Raw genomic sequence first — 17,037 nt, forward strand, 5'->3', positions numbered from 1 at the left:
CAAATTACAAATTATTGAGATTTAGAACATCACGCATGTCGTATAAACCAACGGGTTGTTTGGCAAGCCAGAGTGAAGCTCTTACAGCTCCATTAGCGAATGTCATACGGCTAGATGCTTTATGACTAATTTCAACACGTTCGCCAATATCGGCAAAGATAGCAGTATGTTCTCCTACTATGTCACCGGCCCTGATAGTTGCAAAGCCGATAGCGCCTTGTGGCCTTTCACCTGTATGACCTTCGCGACAGTAAACAGCACGATCTTTTAAGTTACAATCAAGAGCCTCTGCAATTGCTTCACCCATGGCTAATGCTGTACCAGACGGCGCATCAACCTTGTGACGGTGATGCGCTTCAATAATTTCGATATCAGTATAATAGCCCATAATTTTGGTGGCTTTTTCCAATAATTTTAGCACTAAGTTAACACCGACACTGAAATTTGCGGCAAAAACAATAGCAATGTTTTTAGCTGCATCAGCAATAGCTTGTTTGCCTACCTCATCAAAACCAGTTGTGCCAATGATTATCATTTTTTTATTCTCAACACAAAAAGCTAAGTGTGCAAGGGTGCCTTCAGGTCTAGTAAAATCGATTAATACGTCAAATTGGTCTTTAGCTTGTTCTAGATTATCGGTGACTGTAATACCACAAGTACCGATCCCAGCAAGTTCACCAGCATCACTGCCAATTAATGATGAACCATCTCGTTCAAATGCTGCACCTAAGGTAACCCCTTCGATTTGCGAAACAGCTTGGATAAGTTGCCGTCCCATTTTGCCACCAGCGCCAGTGATCGCGATACGAATCATGTTTGTTGACATATAACTTTCCTTAACTTTTTGTGAATGTAGATAAATAAATATTATAACGGAAAATAAAGAACTTATACACATAAGCTAAACTTTAATGCTACAATTTTTGATCCGTTTTCTATAAAAAATAATCGGGAGTTATTATGCGATCTCCGTGGTATTTTGGTTGGAACATCGTTATTGCAGCTTCTTTTCTTACTTTACTTTCCAGTGGGTTGAGAATGAGTATGGGGGTCTTTTTTCTTCCCATTGCAAATGATCTCGGTTTTAGCCGTAGCGTCCTTTCTGGAATTATTGCTATAGGTATGCTTTTTTCAGGTATCGCAATGCCAATAGCCGGATATTTAGTGGGTAAATATAGCACTCGTTTTGTCCTAGTATTAGGCACGATCATTATTATTCTCTCGACAGTTTGGTCAGCTAACTCAACTGATTATTGGAGCTTTTTACTATCTTTCGGTATTGCATTATCTTTTGGTACTTCTTTTGTGGGGTCAGTTAGTTTTACGCCCATTGTAGCGCGTTGGTTTATTAAACGCAGAGGATTGGCCTTATTTATTTTATCAACAGGAAGTATGGCAGGTATTGCGGTGATGTTACCTGTTTTTGCATTCTTCATTCCTATTTATGGATGGCAAACAACGCTAATTTCGTTTGCTGTGATTTTTATGATTATCGCCTTACCTATTGCTTTGTTTATTATGAAAGATAATCAATCTGAGATCGAAAATTCTAGTATAGAGCCTGTTATCAATCAAAAAATAGAGCCTAATATCAAACTTATAGATGTGCTAAAAACACGTCCATTTTGGCAACTGAGTTTTGGGCTTTTTACCTGTGGCTTCAGTATGAATTTATTAGGGACACATGGTGTCCCAATGCTTATTGATCATGGATTTGATCCTATCACCAGTTCTAATGGTATTGGTTTAATTGGTTTAGTCGCTATTTTTAGTACCTTAGTTTTGGGTTATCTATCTGATATAGTACAACGAAAAAACATTTTGATGATGGTTTATTTAATACGAGGCTTAGGTTTTATTGCTCTTGTTTTAGCATCAACTAAATGGCAGCTTTTTACTATTGCAGCAGTGGGTGGTTTGGTTTGGGCTGGCGCTTTGTCAATGTCTGGAGCTATTACAGCAGATATTTATGGTGTAAAAATTGTGGGATTACTTTCTGGATTAACCTATTTGGGGCATCAAATTGGTGCGATGATTGGTTCATGGTTAGGTGGATGGGCTTACGATCACTTACACACTCATCTAGTTGCGTTTGGTACGGCAAGTATTTTATTGTTACTAGCGGCATTTAGCGCCTATCTTCTTCCCAAACGATAATAGCTTAAAACAAATGGACGCCAAGTCGCGTCCATTCTTGCTTACAAAACTTTTAATAATTCAACATCAAAAATTAATGCACTGTATGGTGGAATTGATGCACCAGCACCTTGAGCACCATAACCTAACTCTTGAGGAATATATAAACGCCATTTTGAACCTTCAGGCATCAGTTGTAGCGCTTCAACCCAGCCTTGAATTACGCCATTGACAGGGAACTCAGCTGGTTGTCCACGCTCTACTGAGCTATCAAATACAGTACCATCAATCAATTGACCTGTATAATGGACTTGGACGCGATCTGTTGCTTTAGGTAAAGCGCCATCACCTTGTTGGATGATTTCATACTGTAAACCAGATTCAGTCGATTTAATGCCATCTTTATCAAGGTTTTTAGCAAGAAAATCTTTACCTGCTTGAGCAATTTTTTCTGCTTGTTTGGCTTTTTCTTTTGTTGCTTGTTCGTGTACATGACGTAGTGCATCATGTAGTTCTTGCAAAGGTAGTGCAGGGGGATTACCGGCTAAAACATCTTCCATTGCTTGTTTTAACGCATTAAGTTCTAAATTATTTAAGCCTGATTCTTTCAATTGTTGCCCAATTTGTAATCCAATAGCATAACTTGCTTTTTGATCTATTGTTTCTAGTTTCATTTTGTACCTTAATTGTTTAAAAAAAAGCGTCTATTCTGACTATATTAAATTGGTGGATACAAGGATAAAAGTCAAGTGATAATTGATATCATTGCTTGACGATAACTTGGTTATTAGCTAATTGTTAAAGAATTTATCAATTTGGCTAGCACTCAGGCAAAATATCAGCGATAATATAGCCTATTATTTTTTTAATGGATAAAGTTAGATGCTGTTTCGTAAATTTACCGCCTTTGCAATTGTAACGAGTGTTTTATTAACTGGTTGTTCGGTTGTTGAGCGTTGGGTATATAGACCTGATATCAACCAAGGTAATTATGTGACACAAGATGCCATTGAGCTATTACAAGTTGGTCAAAGTAAAGAACAGGTTGTATTTATTATGGGATCGCCAATGTTAACTTCTGTTTTTGGTGATAACGTTTGGTATTATGTTTTTCGTCAACAACCGCAGCATGATGCTGTTAGCCAAAGAACTTATGCTGTATATTTTGATGAAATGGGCATTGTAAAGGATATCAAAAATTCAGAGTTAGCAGGATCTAAGTCATTAGAAGAAATGAATAAACAAGGTATATCAGACCCAATTGATACTAAGTCAGAAGATAATAATTTTGATTCTGATTCTGATTCTGAATCTTAATCAAAACAAAAACCTCGCTTAAAAACGAGGTTTTTTGATTTATACTATTTATACATAAAAAATTACAATTTTAATTGTTAATAATAGCCATTACCTACTAAACAAGAAAGGATAGTGATAATAATGGAAATATGTAAAATAAGAAATATAATTGAAGCGATAAATGTAATTATAAAATATTTCCAATAGCATATAGATTTTCAAGAGCATCGACTACATCAATTTTTTTGAAGATTTGCAGCTAAGCTAAATGTACTTCCCGATTTGAAAAGTTTGACGCTAGCAATAATTTGTGGAATACCTATAATCGCAGAGATTATTCCTAGGCAGGTAAAAGAGTCCGCAATTATAAAAATAACACTAAAAATTTGTTGCATAGTCGTAATAAATTGCATATGTTATTTTTAATAATCTTGTTAATTGAAAAGAAATTGTATTTGTTGGATTTGCATCCATTTTTGTTTGTTATATTGGTGCTCTATTTTTGAGTAGCTGGTAGAGCAACAGCTTTTTAATCAATGTCTAGGTGTTTTTCGCATACTGGTTCTAGTTCAAATCGTTTTTCTATTGTTCCTATAATCGATAGGACATACAGACCTTTTATTAGAAGGGTTTTTGGGTGCTTATTGAAATCCTGAGCAATACTAGCATAAACTAAAATATTCCAATAAAAGCTTTTATCTTATAAAACAACTAAATTTTTTTATATTTCAAAATAAAATTACACTAAAATGTAAAAATCAGGCCGGATTGCATATTTGACGACAGTCGCTGTATTGCTGTTGAAACAAGTAATAATATAAGTAAAGAAAAGGGAAAATTTAAAAAAGGAACAAAGCCCCCCGATTTCATACTTGCAATATCACTATTGATGAAAATTTACATAGCATATTGTTTTTAATAATGTCCCGAATTGCTCTATTTTCGATAATTGGTTTGTCGCCCATGTTTTTACTATTTGTTGCTCGTTAAATACCTTTGACTCACGATAAATGATCTTGGCTTTTTTATTTCAACGGTGCAACGATAGCGAGGTGTTCCGTCTGCACGGACATGTTTATCTATGATATAATAAGCCATAAATTATTTGCTTTAAATTATTTGTCCCATGGGCGTGCGAACCTGATAATGAAAAATATATCAAAATAGGCAAAAATAATCTTATAAGATAATCAATAAAAATAGTTATAAACATTGGTGTATCAATGAATTCAACAAAAAATAAATTTTCCGTTGCCCCTATGCTTGATTGGACCGATAAGCATTGCCGTTATTTTCATCGAATTTTAACCAAACAAGCATTGCTCTATACCGAGATGGTGACCACAGGCGCGATTTTATTTGGAAAAGGTGATTATTTAGCTTTCAATCATGAAGAGCATCCAGTTAGCTTGCAACTAGGTGGTAGCGATCCTAAAGCATTAGCACAATGTGCAAAATTAGCACAAGAACGTGGTTATGATGAAATAAATTTAAATGTGGGGTGTCCATCCGATCGCGTACAAAATGGTATGTTTGGTGCTTGTTTAATGGGAAAAGCCGATTTAGTTGCAGACTGTGTTGAACAAATGCAAGATCAGGTGGATATCCCAGTCACAGTAAAAACCCGAATTGGTATTGATGATTTAGATAGCTATGCTTTTTTGTGTCAATTTATTGAAAAGGTTATGCCTTATACCCAAACATTTATTGTACATGCGCGCAAAGCGTGGTTATCGGGATTAAGTCCAAAGGAAAATCGGGAAGTCCCTCCGCTTGACTATGATCGTGTTTATAAACTCAAACAAGATTATCCCGATTTAACGATAGCCATTAATGGAGGTATTAAAACGATTGAGGAAATAAAATATCACTTGCAGTATGTTGATGGTGTGATGATCGGACGAGAAGCATATCAAAACCCACTATTACTTACTGAAATTGATACGCAAATTTTTGGCACAAATACTTCCGTCATCGACCCTCTATCTGCCATTCGTGAACTTTACCCTTATATCGAACAACAGCTAATGCAAGGTGCACAACTTAACCATATTATGCGCCATACTTTAGGTATATTTAATGGACGTAAAGGGGCAAGGCAATGGCGACGTTATCTTAGTGAGAATGCCCATAAAAAAGGAGCTGGGGTCGAGGTAGTGGAACAGGCTTTAACATTCATCGAATAATATTCTATAAAAAAGCAATCATATTCGCTTTATAATGGCGCTAATTGCACATAGCTAGTATATCGTTATATACTAGCCGACAACTTTCTTAATGGTTTTATTCTGTGCGTTTAAATTCAAGTCAACAAAAAGCCGTTGAATATGTTTCAGGACCTTGCCTTGTATTAGCGGGCGCAGGTTCGGGAAAGACTCGGGTTATCATCAACAAAATTGCTTATCTAATTCGTGTTAAAGAATATTTGCCACGCCATATTATTGCCGTCACTTTCACCAATAAAGCAGCACGCGAAATGAAAGAACGCATAGCCCAATCGCTTAGCAAACAAGAAGCCAGAGGGCTAAAAATATCGACATTCCATACCTTAGGGTTAGATATCGTTCGCAAAGAATATAAACACCTTGGTATTAAGTCGAACTTTTCATTATTTGACGATCACGACCAAACAGCATTATTAAAAGAGCTCACACAACAATGGTTAGATAATGACAAAGATCTTATCAACCAACTACGTGCCACTATATCAAATTGGAAAAACGACATTATCGACTCAACCACTGCCATGGCAAGGGCACAAACTAACAAAGAAAAGCTCTTTGCACACTGCTATCAACTTTACGAAAAACAACTAAAAGCTTGTAGTATTTTAGATTTTGATGATCTCATCTTACTACCTACGCTATTATTAAAAAACAACGAACAAGTCCGCGAAAAGTGGCAAAACAAAGTTCGTTACTTGCTAGTTGACGAATATCAAGATACCAACACTAGCCAATATGAATTTATCAAATTGCTAGTTGGCAACCGAGCCAAATTTACCGTCGTTGGTGATGATGACCAATCTATTTACTCATGGCGAGGTGCAAGGCCACAAAATTTAGTATTACTTAAACAAGATTTTCCAACATTAGAAGTCATCAAACTAGAACAAAATTATCGATCATCGGGTCGAATTTTAAAAGTGGCGAATATTTTAATCGAAAATAATCCACACATCTTTGAAAAAAAACTGTTTTCAGAATTAGGTTATGGCGAAACATTAAAAGTCATTTCTGCTGATAGTGAAGAGCACGAAGCCGAAAAAGTCATTAATGATCTTATTGGTCACCGCTTTGCGAATAACGGTCAATATGGTCAATATGCTATTTTATATCGCGGTAATCATCAGGCTCGGCTAATTGAAAAGATGTTAATGCAATATCGCATACCCTATCGAATCTCCGGTGGAACATCTTTTTTTGCGCGAGTTGAAATTAAAGACTTAATGGCGTATTTGCGGTTATTAACAAATCCTGATGATGATAATGCGTTTATTCGCATTATCAATACCCCCAAACGAGAAATCGGCCCAGCAACCATCCAAAAACTAGGGGAGTGGGCAAATCACCGTGGTGTCAGCCTATATCAAGCAAGTCATGATATGGGATTGACACAACTGCTTTCTGGTAAGCGTATGGAATCGTTACAGGTATTTATCCATTGGTTTGATACGCTTATTCAAAAATCGCACCATGAACCGATGGACGTGATTTATGAACTGCTGCATGGTATCAATTATGAAAGCTGGATTTATGAAACATCCACATCCCCTGCATCAGGGCAAATGCGTATGCGCAATGTCGAACAGCTAGTTAGCTGGTTAAATGACATGTTAAAAGGCGATGACATTGATGAAGCCATGACACTTGAACAAGCTGTTGCCAGATTCACCTTACGAGACATGCTAGAACGTAACGAAGCCGAAGAAGAGCTTGATCAAGTTCAGCTTATGACACTACATGCCTCAAAAGGGCTAGAGTTTCCTTACGTCTATTTAGTTGGTATGTCCGAAGGACTATTACCACATCAAAACAGTATTGATGAAGACAATATTGAAGAAGAGCGCCGCCTAGCCTATGTAGGCATCACTCGAGCCCAACAAGAGCTCACATTTTCATTTAGCCGACAACGTAAACAATTTGGCGAAACAATGCAAGTTGAACCAAGTCGATTCTTATTAGAACTGCCACAAGACGACTTAGTCTGGCAAGATCAACGTAACGAACTATCTCCCGAAAAAAAAATGCAACAAGGACAAAGCCGCCTAGCCATGCTAAAAGCGCAAATTGCCAAGGCTAAATAGCCGCCCAAAAAGCTCAGCAATAGCGTAAAAAATAGAATCGAATTATTAAAACATAACACTATTAATAAATAATAAGATAAAAGTTATTAAAAAATGGTATACATATCGAGTTGATAATTAAATTAATGATAAGGTTTAAATTCATTAACAATATCAAACTAATAAAAAACAAAATTGATGATATTTTATCAATCTAATGCAATAAACCATTAAAAATCATTGACGGATTAAAATAGCTTTATATAATACTTCCCTAATCGATAATTCCTATCTAAGTCTCCTTAGCTCAGCTGGATAGAGCAACGGCCTTCTAAGCCGTAGGTCACAGGTTCGAATCCTGTAGGGGACGCCATTCCATAGATGACCCATAACGACTGATTACGAATAAAGCCTTATTTTTACTAGCTTGCCTGCTTTTAATATACGATTAATTACGACTTTAAACGATTGACAACGCCAATGCTCTAACGGTATATTTACGGTATATTTTTATACCGCGTCTTAAAATACCGTAATTATGCTAACCATAAAAGCCATTGAATCAGCCAAGCCCAAAGAAAAACCGTACAAATTACCAGATTTTGAAAGTTTATATTTATATATTACACCATCAGGTACAAAATCTTGGCGTTATGATTACCAATTTAATGGCAAAAGAAAAACGTTAACGATCGGCAAATACCCATATATTAGTTTATCGGATGCACGTAATGAAAAAGAATTGGCAAGACATTTATTATCCAAAGGTAAAGACCCAAGCTTTGAACGTAAAAAAAGCGCTTTACTTGCTAATGTTGAGCGTGATAACTCTTTTAAATCTATTGCTTTAGAATGGTATGAATCCAAAAAATCGACCTGGTCGAAAAAATATGCGAACGAAATTGTAAGCATTTTTGATCGCGATATTTTCCCATTTATCGGTAATGAACCGATTAGTAAAATCAAACCGCTTGAAATGCTAACGGTATTGAAGGCTATCGAAAATCGAGGGGCTTTAGAAATAGCAAAAAAAGCTAGAATGCGGTGTGGTGAGGTTTTTAGGTATGCAATTATTACTGGAAGGGCGGAGATTAATCCGACAGGTGAACTATCAAGCGCAATGGCTAAAACGCAACCTAAAAATTTTCCTTTCTTGGCTACTGATGCTGAAATGTCAGAGTTCTTAAGAGCACTTAAAGGTTATTCTGGTAATATTTTAACACGGTATGCAACTATGCTTTTAATATATACCGTTCCGCGTACTGTTGAACTCCTTACTTTAAAGTGGTCTAACATTAATTTCGATGAACGAATAGCTGTAGTTGAAGCGGAGGTCGTAAAAAAAGAGCGAACGCACTTAATCCCTTTAGCTAATCAAGCTTTAGAAATATTAAAATTTCTACATCCAATAACGGGGCATGGTGAATTTGTCTTCCCAAACAGAAACCATCCATCTAAGCCCATGTCTAACGGAGCTATACTTCACGTAATTCGTCGCTTGGGATTCGCTAACCGTGCGACTGGGCACGGCTTTAGACATCAGTTTTCAAGTGTGTTAAACGAGCATGGTTTTAATCGTGACTGGATAGAAAAACAATTAAATCATGAGGAGGGAAGTGTGCGTGGTATTTACAATCACGCACAATATTTGGAGGGGCGTCGTGAGATGATGCAATGGTATGCGGACTATATAGATAACTTAACCGCATGATTGGTATTCTTGTTCTTTTTTAGCAAGATAGGCATTAACGGTAGACAGCTTCCAACGCGGATGTCTACCTAAATACAAATCGGGCTTTGGGAATTTTTCCTTCGCCACCCATTTGTCTAACGTTGTTTGGTCTAACCCTCCCATGTAGTCACAAACCTGTGATTTGCTGTACCTTGGGTCTTCAATTGTTAAATTATTTGTCATTATTTACTCCTATAATTTCTTCTCATCTCTTATCAACAAATAACACTCAGTAATAGCAATTATTGCTCTTTGATTTCGTTAAGACGATTCCATTAATGAATAAATATTATCTACACGTTCGTATGTAAAAATATCGTCAGCATCTTTTAAAGTTATTCTAGTAAAAAAAATCCATTGACCAGTACAGGGGTTCCTAACTTCTTCTTCATTAATGGATACAATTAAATCAGTATTAATAACAGTTGGTGAAGTTAATTCAATTATTGAATTACGCTTAAAATTAATACAGTGTAATTTTATAAATTTTTTCATAAGCCCTCTTAAAAAATCATCTCTCGCTGTGCTTTAGTGTAGTTAGTCATGTTTGCCTCTACTAATAAAGCAATGTTATAATTTCAGTCACATCATCTAAATTCATAGCCCACTCTACAAAATCATTCGAATGCATAGCAGGCACAAAATAGCCGTCGCTTTCTTTACTAATTAAAGCGCAACTGATAATTAACTTATCTTCACCACTTTTTACATATGCGAAACCATTGTGATTTATAAGAATCTTTTTTAATTGTTTAGTCATAATTGTTTCCTTTAGATAATAGAATAGGTGGTTGTTCAGTGAGTTATTAACAGATTTTTTGGGGTGAAAAATTAGATAGAGTTAAGTGTTAATATTGATTTGTTTGAATTTGTTAGCAAAGTATCATTTAGGCTGGATACGTATTGTTTTTCACCTTCAAACTCATCAATAACGCGCTTTTCTTCATTATTACAATCGTTATAATTTTTCATCGCATAATCTGGCGGTAACCACTGCCTTTTTTTGCCGACAAACACATTAAAACGGCGCAATAACGCGTCATCTTTAACTGTAAAATGGGCAGTTCCTTTTTTGTAAAAACATATTTTAAATAAATCATTTTCAATATGATTATCTGTATGAGAATGTCGCCATTTATTGTAAATGTCTGCGATAGATACGTCTGGTTTTCTGCCGTTGTTAAAAAAAGAAAATACTTTTTCTATATCACTTAATTCTTCTTGCACTCTCCATCCGCCGTCAAACGTGCTAGGATTATGCATTGGCAATATAAATTTTTTATTAATTTTGTAACCATTGTTTGTTTTCCAACCATTGTAGAGATAGATATTTTTTTTACATTCAGAATAATATGAGTGTTGACGTGTTATTTTATTAAATAGTTTATCAATACATTGTTCGATCAATTCTGTGCCAAAACTAATGAGATGCTCATACAGAATATTAATATTATTCTCGTTGAATTCCATGTCTCGATATTCATTGATTAATTTAAAGAATTTTTCCCTTGTTTCTGATGTTAATTTTTCTTCAAATTTTGGTAATTTGATGAGCGTTCCCCAATAATATTTTTTGAGATTTCTACTATATTGCTGAATTGCTTGCTTATATTCAGTTGCAGAATATCGACCGTCATTGTAGTGAGATGATTCCCCGCGGACAGATAACTGTAATTCTGAGCGTAATCCGTAGCTATCTCTAAAAAAATTAGAGATAACTTTAATTCCCTGTTCTTTTTCACGATTATAATCATTAATCAGTTCGTGAATATTAATTGTTCCGTACTTTTTAACATCATTTCTATCTTCTAAAATAATATTATTGTCATCCATCTCGAATTTTTTCGGATTGAATAGCTGTTCAACTGTGTTTTGAATTTTTATGTTAATTAATGCTATTTCAACGCATGTTGAGCGTTCAGCATCAATAAATATATCTTGATAATATTCAATTTCTGCGTTTAAATCATTCAATCGTTGAATTAAATCTTTTCTAGTGTTTGAAAATGGATTTTTGATTGTTTCTGCATTCAGTACGCAAACTATTTGTCCATCAATAACAAAATTTAATGCGTGAAGCAGGTGTTTTTCGCCATTTTTAAAAGGCGGGTTCATTATAATTAAATCATATTTATCAATACCGTTGTACGTTAAAAAATCACTATCTACGATCCTAAAACCATCTTGTTTTAGTATTTTTTGTAAATTGATATCAATTTCAATGGCGTACAATTCAAATTGGTTTGAGTTAAACAGTTTCAGCAAGTCGCCTTTCCCAGCTGACGGGTCGAGAATTCGACGTGTTTTATGTGTGTCGATTTTGCTAAACATTAATGATTTTAGTCGAGATGGTGTAGGATAAAACTGATTATCATTGCTTGGTAGATGTTTCATAATATAACTCACAATAAAAAACCGCTACATGAACGGTTTATTTAACTAATTGATTAGAAGGGGATATCGTCATCAAATGTATCTTGTTGAGCTGGTGCTGGTGTTTGCTCAGATGATTGTTCTGACTGATTACCGCTTTTGTCGAACGTTAACGATTCAAAATCATCAACTATAAAATAAATAGCTGTTTTGTTGTTGCCGTATTGGTCTTGCCATTTATCTGTTTTATAGCGAGTTGTAACACGAATAAAAGCACCTTTGCCTTTATCTCGCACTTTCTCCGCAATTTTACCGAACGCTCGTAAATTAGCCCAGTCTGTGACGTTTTCGTAGTTATCACCATTCTTCTTGTAGCTACCAATTGCCATGCTGAAATTAACGATTAACTTGTTATCAGCGGTGTAACGCTCCTCGATTTTCCCGATTCTGCCAGTGAATAAACACTGATTTAAATTATTTGCCATTTTCTTGCTCCAGTCGTTTTAAATTATCATCAATTTGATGCTGTATTTTTTCAATTCGTTTTTCTAATCTAAAATTTACAGCTTGCGTTGCGTCGTTTAAACTTGAATGCAATAAATAATCATTTTTATTAATTTTCGTATTGTCACAATAAACAGATTGTTTTGTTATTTTGGTGATTATTAATTTTTCGGGAATTAATGCATGTTGATCTGCATACCAAATAACATCCCCAACTTTTATTGTTCCCCATTCTTCATCTGTAATCATAATTTACTCCGTTTTTTTCACTTTAGTGACATCGAAATCATTATGCATAAACTCCAAAAGGGACGCTAAAACAGATTTTTCCAGTTCAGTTGATGTGTCTATTTCATTAAATTTAAAACTGACTTCTTCGTTTTCTTTTTCTTCTATTTTTAAAATAATCATAATTATTCCTTAGGTAGCGGTAGCTCATCTGCATAAATCCAGTGCGTTATCTCATTGTTATCATGCATAGACCATTTACCAACATAATCATCTATCCACTCGTCGAATTCTGCGTGTTCGTCGTACCAGTCATATACTGTTGCCTCACACAATTCTTCACGCCCATTTAAAAAACGAATACGTACGATACACAGCTTTTGAGCAATGCCGTTTTCTTTTTCTGGCGCTTCATCGGGAAATTTGCGCCAGTTTAATTTAGTCATTTCTCACCTCCGTTAAATCTGTTTCTGGTACTAGTTGAATGCTAATAAAATCGCCCATGAGAACTGGAACGTAATACCACGGGCACATAACATCTAATTTATTGTATGCATGATAAATACAATCATTTGCGATTTCTGTTCTCATGCCGTTATATAAGACAGGGTCGAATAAACCAAATTTTGGTATCGGCAAATCAACGTCATATACTGTTTCACTCATTTAAACCTCGCTTATAATTAACTATTACATTTCCACATTTGAACGGAACAAGCAGAATCAAGCATGTATCAAAATTACAGTTGTTGATCGATTTTTTACCACTTGGCAATAAATACTGATAACGACCATCTGGGACATAAATAATACAGTTTTGTCCGTGTATGTTTTCACTCCACGCTTTTGTTGCAGGAGTGTACGGTAAGACCATTAATACCTGCTTGCTCCATTTATTCACTTGTTCGACTGCTTTTTGGAAAAATTCCCATTTCTGCGAAAATGGGGGATTGCAAAAAGAGGTATTACTTGGGTTACAGGCCAAAAACCATAAATTACTCTCTAGCGCATTGTCAGATTCTGTTATATACCAGATTGCGCTATTTATTTTCACATCTTTATTTGAGCAACATACATCAGTATCAAAGCTTTTTATATTCAGCAGTGTTAACGCATCATTGATTAATAACTCTGATGTTCGCCAATAATCTTTTTGTTGTTTATCTGTTTGTGATTTGTTTAGAATAGCCATTTTAAAAGCCCTCAAATAATATCTATTGAATCGAATGCTCGGGCGGTATTGATCCATCACCAAAAATTAATCTAGTTTTCTGACATGCGTTATTTCAATTGTTTGATCTTCTCCTTGCTCAATATACGTGTAACAAGTGCTATTGATTAAATCCTTGGCTTTTGACTCAGCTTCAGACTCAGAGCTTGCTTCAACTTCGATCAGCTGACGTGATTCTGTAACTACTTTTACAGCTATATAATATTTATTCATTATTTAATCTCATCTAAGTTTAAGTTAATTATTGTGTCACTCTGTCGCCGACGGCGTGACTACCGTCTAAATTTGTGATTCGGCTTGTATATTTCAAACTAGCGCGCTACTGAAAGGAGGACAGATCTCTGCTAACACTAATTATCAACGCATATACCAGACGTTATCTTTTAGCTTGCTGTTATACCTAGTTTTTTATTTAAATCTTCAACGACAACGGCAGGTAAATTGGTTTTTGTGATATCCACTTGTATACCGTCTAAAAAATTAACTGATTCTGGCCATATCTCTTGTAATTTTTTGAGAGTTGCACAGCTATTTAAGATAGCCATAATTTCATGCTCTAAATCATTTTTTTGTTTTTCTAAGTTTTCGATCTGGTTCTGTAATGATAAAAACCGTTTTGAAAACTCATGATCGGCGGTGTACATCGGGTACTCTTTTAATTCATAAAAAACCCGCTCAGACGGTAATGTTAGCCATGTGTTTAACCCATTAAAATAACATCTCACGTGGTTGTAAGTGTAAAAAACACTACCTCTGTCAAATGGCAGCTCTGTAGCGCGAGCTTTTAGCTCATCCGCTTCTTTGAGCTGCTCAGCAGTTACGTTATCGTAATAAACGTCAAGTGCCAATTTAGATAAATTTTCATTTGCTATTTCTAGCTCTTTAGTTACTGGTGATTGTTCAATTGCATTTTTACAAATTTGTTCTTTGATAGTTTTAGTTAATCTTGTCATAATTCTTTCCTTTAAAAACGTCACTTTGACGGTTATGCGGCTTCTATTTGTTTGATTCTCTCATCGAGTTCTTTCAGAAACTTAATCACTTCTGCTTCTATCTCTTGAGATAATGCTTCGTCGTAATGAATTCGTATGCACCTAAAACTCAAATTATCGGGTAATCTATCGTCATAACTGACAAAATCGCACCATTTTCGACCTGTGCACATCATTTGCCATTGCATTTGTAAGATGTACTCACGCTTTGGCTTTAGTGATTGCATAAATTCTAAATGCGTCCATGTGTTTGGGCATTTAATTTCAATTAATCCGTCTTCATTTACCAGCCCATCAGGACTAGCGCCAGCGTTTTCGATTGTAGGGTGGGGGATAAAGCCAACTTCTTTAACGATTACGTCAAATTGGTTTAGTATGTACATTTCTCTAGCTATCGGCTCTAACTCTGTGCCGCGTTGCATTGCGGCATTAGAGTATGATTCGGTCGGTTTTTCTGTTAGACGTTCGCAAATTAGCTGAGCCATGTAATTTTGTCGGCTAGTTGAATAACCGCTTTTTGTTTTAGCCATCACATCACTAATTCGGCTGGCTGTAACCTTGCCTAGTCGTGCGTTAAACCATTCATCCGTTCGCTGTTCCATTATCAGCCTCTTTTGCCATATCATAGATACGACGTTTTTCACTAGACCCGATAAGTTTTTGGTCTTCAATTGATAATGATTTCCAAAACTCACCCATTGCATCAATACCTTTTTGTGCAGTTTGTTCAACCGCTTTGATTAATGATTCTCGTTTATTGTTGTTTATTAATGATTTTTCAGGGGTTTCCTCTTTTTCTGAGTTATCTAATACGTCATTTTCAACAATTTCTAATGCAGTCATGTATAAATACCGTCGCTGATATGTTTCTACTGCACCAATATTTTGGACTGGATGACACCCTTTTAAATTAGCGGAGGACATTGGAGATGAAAAAGTCACATTTGAATTATCATCAATATCATAAATTGTTAATGTGGCTAATTCATTATTGAATGAGACAATGCCACACAATCCAATTTCTGAAAAAATTAAATTTATATGAGGTAAAAAATCTTTTAATTCATAATAAAAAAACTTTGAAAATTTATTTTCACCTGTCTGCTTTATTTTTTTTTCTTGTAAAATCTTTCTTGCTAATATTAATTTGCTAAAAACGCTCATTTATTTTTATTCCTATTTTAATTAGTCGCCACTTCTAACATCCAGCGAATCAGCATAAACAATCCGCCCAGCGTCAAAAAGTAGGTACAAAAAAGGGCGTATATTTGCTCGCCCTTGGTCATTTTGTAATTTAGCCTGAATCGGTCTGTGTCATGTACATTACAGCCGACGTAGTCAATCGGTATTGTGTTCATTTAGACGTCCTCTGGTCGTTTTGTGAGTGAGAGACGCCAGTTAACGCCGTCGGTGTTTATTGCTAAAGCGCTTCTACAATACTCACAGCCAAGATCATTCCAGATAACATCATCCTTATCGGCATGCGGTTCATTAATGTAAAAATACACCTCGCCATCTTTTTCCATTGCCGCCCATTCCCATTTTTTATCAATCATTCGCCACATTTTATGAGAAATGGGTAAAGGTGTCGGCTGCGGTACGATGCGATATTTTATATCTAATGAAACGCAATCGCGGCCTGCTAAGCACCAATCGTTGTCATCAACTTTATATTCAACAGGTATACCCTGCATTTTTGCTAATAAAATCTGAACCATGTGTTCTTCATGTTCATTCTGTGGTGTTAATTTTTCCATTATTCACTCCTCAATTCTTCGAAAAACCAATCTGTTATGTCTTGATGTTGCTTTAAATCTTCATCAGTTAAATCAACATAAAAACACAGACTATCATTCCAATGTTTTGATGACCGCCCAATTAGCACGGGATAGGGAACGTCGTATTCAATATCTGTTACACTTCTTTCATCGTACCAACTGACATCCGCATCAAGACACGCATTTAACAATAATGCTAATTTATGCTCAGTTTTACACTTAACAAACCAGTCTTTTTGCTGTAATCGCTCAATAATCTTTTTACTTGTCATTGTTCACCTCGTGAATTATTTTTCTAGCTGCTAAATTTGTAAAAAAGCCCGCTACTCAATTCACGGGCAAGGGATGAAAGGAATAATAGCGCTTTTACGGCAAGCGCCAAGCCGTGATTGGTTTTAGAATTAAATTTAGATATATTATTCTTCTAGCAAAAACTATTGCGCTATCTATAACACTCATGAAATCTGGTCTGATGTTGA

24 protein-coding genes and 1 tRNA gene are annotated in these 17,037 nt (G+C 35.5%); 6 read left to right on the plus strand and 19 right to left on the minus strand.

Going from position 1 to position 17,037, the window contains the following annotated elements:
- Positions 1 to 4: 4 nt before the first annotated feature.
- Positions 5 to 826, minus strand: coding sequence for a 4-hydroxy-tetrahydrodipicolinate reductase (gene dapB, locus ACYIAL_RS02430; protein WP_174796116.1), 822 nt, complete (start codon positions 824 to 826; stop codon positions 5 to 7).
- Between the two features lie 134 nt (positions 827 to 960).
- On the opposite strand from dapB, the gene ACYIAL_RS02435 reads away from it, so the two are divergent.
- Positions 961 to 2,157, plus strand: a complete 1,197-nt coding sequence (locus ACYIAL_RS02435) for an MFS transporter (protein ID WP_174796117.1) — start codon at positions 961 to 963, stop codon at positions 2,155 to 2,157.
- A gap of 41 nt (positions 2,158 to 2,198) precedes the next feature.
- Here ACYIAL_RS02435 and bamJ read toward each other — a convergent pair whose 3' ends face one another.
- Entirely contained in the window at positions 2,199 to 2,810 is a 612-nt protein-coding gene (gene bamJ / locus ACYIAL_RS02440) for a BamJ family beta-barrel-assembly machinery protein (RefSeq protein ID WP_174796118.1), read from the minus strand.
- Between the two features lie 208 nt (positions 2,811 to 3,018).
- Between bamJ and bamE the strand changes: the two genes are divergently transcribed.
- On the plus strand, positions 3,019 to 3,453 hold the full coding sequence (gene bamE / locus ACYIAL_RS02445; protein ID WP_483750864.1) for an outer membrane protein assembly factor BamE: 435 nt from the start codon (positions 3,019 to 3,021) through the stop codon (positions 3,451 to 3,453).
- Positions 3,454 to 3,671: 218 nt separating this feature from the next.
- Here bamE and ACYIAL_RS02450 read toward each other — a convergent pair whose 3' ends face one another.
- Positions 3,672 to 3,848: a DUF5362 family protein gene (locus tag ACYIAL_RS02450; RefSeq protein WP_483750865.1), complete on the minus strand. Its 177-nt coding sequence runs from the start codon at positions 3,846 to 3,848 to the stop codon at positions 3,672 to 3,674.
- 810 nt (positions 3,849 to 4,658) lie between these two features.
- Here ACYIAL_RS02450 and dusA point away from each other — a divergent pair.
- The 4 genes from dusA (at position 4,659) to ACYIAL_RS02470 (ending at position 9,431) form a co-directional block, all read left to right on the plus strand.
- Entirely contained in the window at positions 4,659 to 5,621 is a 963-nt protein-coding gene (dusA, locus tag ACYIAL_RS02455; protein ID WP_483750866.1) for a tRNA dihydrouridine(20/20a) synthase DusA, read from the plus strand.
- A 104-nt stretch (positions 5,622 to 5,725) separates the two neighbouring features.
- Complete coding sequence (gene rep, locus ACYIAL_RS02460) at positions 5,726 to 7,741, plus strand: DNA helicase Rep (protein ID WP_483750867.1); 2,016 nt, start codon at positions 5,726 to 5,728, stop codon at positions 7,739 to 7,741.
- A gap of 275 nt (positions 7,742 to 8,016) precedes the next feature.
- A tRNA-Arg gene (locus ACYIAL_RS02465) sits at positions 8,017 to 8,093 on the plus strand.
- Between the two features lie 165 nt (positions 8,094 to 8,258).
- Positions 8,259 to 9,431 (plus strand): tyrosine-type recombinase/integrase, encoded by a 1,173-nt coding sequence (locus tag ACYIAL_RS02470; protein WP_483750868.1) that lies wholly within the window; start codon positions 8,259 to 8,261, stop codon positions 9,429 to 9,431.
- On the opposite strand, the gene ACYIAL_RS02475 is transcribed toward ACYIAL_RS02470, so the two are convergent.
- The 16 genes from ACYIAL_RS02475 to ACYIAL_RS02550 form a co-directional block, all read right to left on the minus strand.
- On the minus strand, positions 9,420 to 9,575 hold the full coding sequence (locus tag ACYIAL_RS02475) for a helix-turn-helix transcriptional regulator (RefSeq protein WP_483750869.1): 156 nt from the start codon (positions 9,573 to 9,575) through the stop codon (positions 9,420 to 9,422). The two genes, ACYIAL_RS02470 and ACYIAL_RS02475, sit on opposite strands and share 12 nt — an antisense overlap.
- Positions 9,576 to 9,713: 138 nt before the next feature.
- Positions 9,714 to 9,947 (minus strand): hypothetical protein, encoded by a 234-nt coding sequence (locus ACYIAL_RS02480; RefSeq protein WP_483750870.1) that lies wholly within the window; start codon positions 9,945 to 9,947, stop codon positions 9,714 to 9,716.
- Positions 9,948 to 10,008: 61 nt separating this feature from the next.
- Positions 10,009 to 10,212 carry a hypothetical protein gene (locus ACYIAL_RS02485; protein ID WP_296318135.1) on the minus strand — a complete coding sequence of 68 codons (204 nt, stop codon included), beginning with the start codon at positions 10,210 to 10,212 and terminating at the stop codon, positions 10,009 to 10,011.
- Positions 10,213 to 10,283: 71 nt separating this feature from the next.
- A complete protein-coding gene (locus ACYIAL_RS02490) occupies positions 10,284 to 11,846 on the minus strand; it encodes a DUF4942 domain-containing protein (RefSeq protein WP_483750871.1) in 1,563 nt (520 codons plus the stop codon).
- Positions 11,847 to 11,899: 53 nt separating this feature from the next.
- On the minus strand, positions 11,900 to 12,310 hold the full coding sequence (locus ACYIAL_RS02495; RefSeq protein WP_483750872.1) for a single-stranded DNA-binding protein: 411 nt from the start codon (positions 12,308 to 12,310) through the stop codon (positions 11,900 to 11,902).
- Positions 12,300 to 12,578 carry a hypothetical protein gene (locus ACYIAL_RS02500; protein ID WP_483750873.1) on the minus strand — a complete coding sequence of 93 codons (279 nt, stop codon included), beginning with the start codon at positions 12,576 to 12,578 and terminating at the stop codon, positions 12,300 to 12,302. Before ACYIAL_RS02500 ends, ACYIAL_RS02495 begins: the two co-directional genes overlap by 11 nt.
- Before the next feature lie 3 nt (positions 12,579 to 12,581).
- Complete coding sequence (locus tag ACYIAL_RS02505; protein WP_483747748.1) at positions 12,582 to 12,740, minus strand: hypothetical protein; 159 nt, start codon at positions 12,738 to 12,740, stop codon at positions 12,582 to 12,584.
- 2 nt (positions 12,741 to 12,742) lie between these two features.
- Positions 12,743 to 13,003 carry a hypothetical protein gene (locus ACYIAL_RS02510; protein ID WP_483747749.1) on the minus strand — a complete coding sequence of 87 codons (261 nt, stop codon included), beginning with the start codon at positions 13,001 to 13,003 and terminating at the stop codon, positions 12,743 to 12,745.
- Positions 12,996 to 13,223: a hypothetical protein gene (locus ACYIAL_RS02515; RefSeq protein WP_483750874.1), complete on the minus strand. Its 228-nt coding sequence runs from the start codon at positions 13,221 to 13,223 to the stop codon at positions 12,996 to 12,998. The genes ACYIAL_RS02510 and ACYIAL_RS02515 overlap by 8 nt, the downstream gene beginning before the upstream one ends.
- Complete coding sequence (locus tag ACYIAL_RS02520; protein ID WP_483750875.1) at positions 13,216 to 13,749, minus strand: DNA N-6-adenine-methyltransferase; 534 nt, start codon at positions 13,747 to 13,749, stop codon at positions 13,216 to 13,218. Before ACYIAL_RS02520 ends, ACYIAL_RS02515 begins: the two co-directional genes overlap by 8 nt.
- Positions 13,750 to 13,815: 66 nt before the next feature.
- Positions 13,816 to 14,001 carry a hypothetical protein gene (locus ACYIAL_RS02525; protein WP_483750876.1) on the minus strand — a complete coding sequence of 62 codons (186 nt, stop codon included), beginning with the start codon at positions 13,999 to 14,001 and terminating at the stop codon, positions 13,816 to 13,818.
- 170 nt (positions 14,002 to 14,171) lie between these two features.
- Positions 14,172 to 14,741 (minus strand): Nmad5 family putative nucleotide modification protein, encoded by a 570-nt coding sequence (locus ACYIAL_RS02530; RefSeq protein ID WP_483750877.1) that lies wholly within the window; start codon positions 14,739 to 14,741, stop codon positions 14,172 to 14,174.
- A 32-nt stretch (positions 14,742 to 14,773) separates the two neighbouring features.
- Positions 14,774 to 15,382 carry a lambda exonuclease family protein gene (locus tag ACYIAL_RS02535; RefSeq protein WP_483750878.1) on the minus strand — a complete coding sequence of 203 codons (609 nt, stop codon included), beginning with the start codon at positions 15,380 to 15,382 and terminating at the stop codon, positions 14,774 to 14,776.
- Complete coding sequence (locus ACYIAL_RS02540) at positions 15,363 to 15,944, minus strand: ERF family protein (protein ID WP_483750879.1); 582 nt, start codon at positions 15,942 to 15,944, stop codon at positions 15,363 to 15,365. Before ACYIAL_RS02540 ends, ACYIAL_RS02535 begins: the two co-directional genes overlap by 20 nt.
- Before the next feature lie 194 nt (positions 15,945 to 16,138).
- Positions 16,139 to 16,498: a hypothetical protein gene (locus ACYIAL_RS02545; RefSeq protein ID WP_483750880.1), complete on the minus strand. Its 360-nt coding sequence runs from the start codon at positions 16,496 to 16,498 to the stop codon at positions 16,139 to 16,141.
- A gap of 38 nt (positions 16,499 to 16,536) precedes the next feature.
- Positions 16,537 to 16,830 carry a hypothetical protein gene (locus tag ACYIAL_RS02550; RefSeq protein WP_483750881.1) on the minus strand — a complete coding sequence of 98 codons (294 nt, stop codon included), beginning with the start codon at positions 16,828 to 16,830 and terminating at the stop codon, positions 16,537 to 16,539.
- Positions 16,831 to 17,037: the final 207 nt, after the last annotated feature.

The organism is Gilliamella sp. X-57 (genome assembly GCF_057063565.1).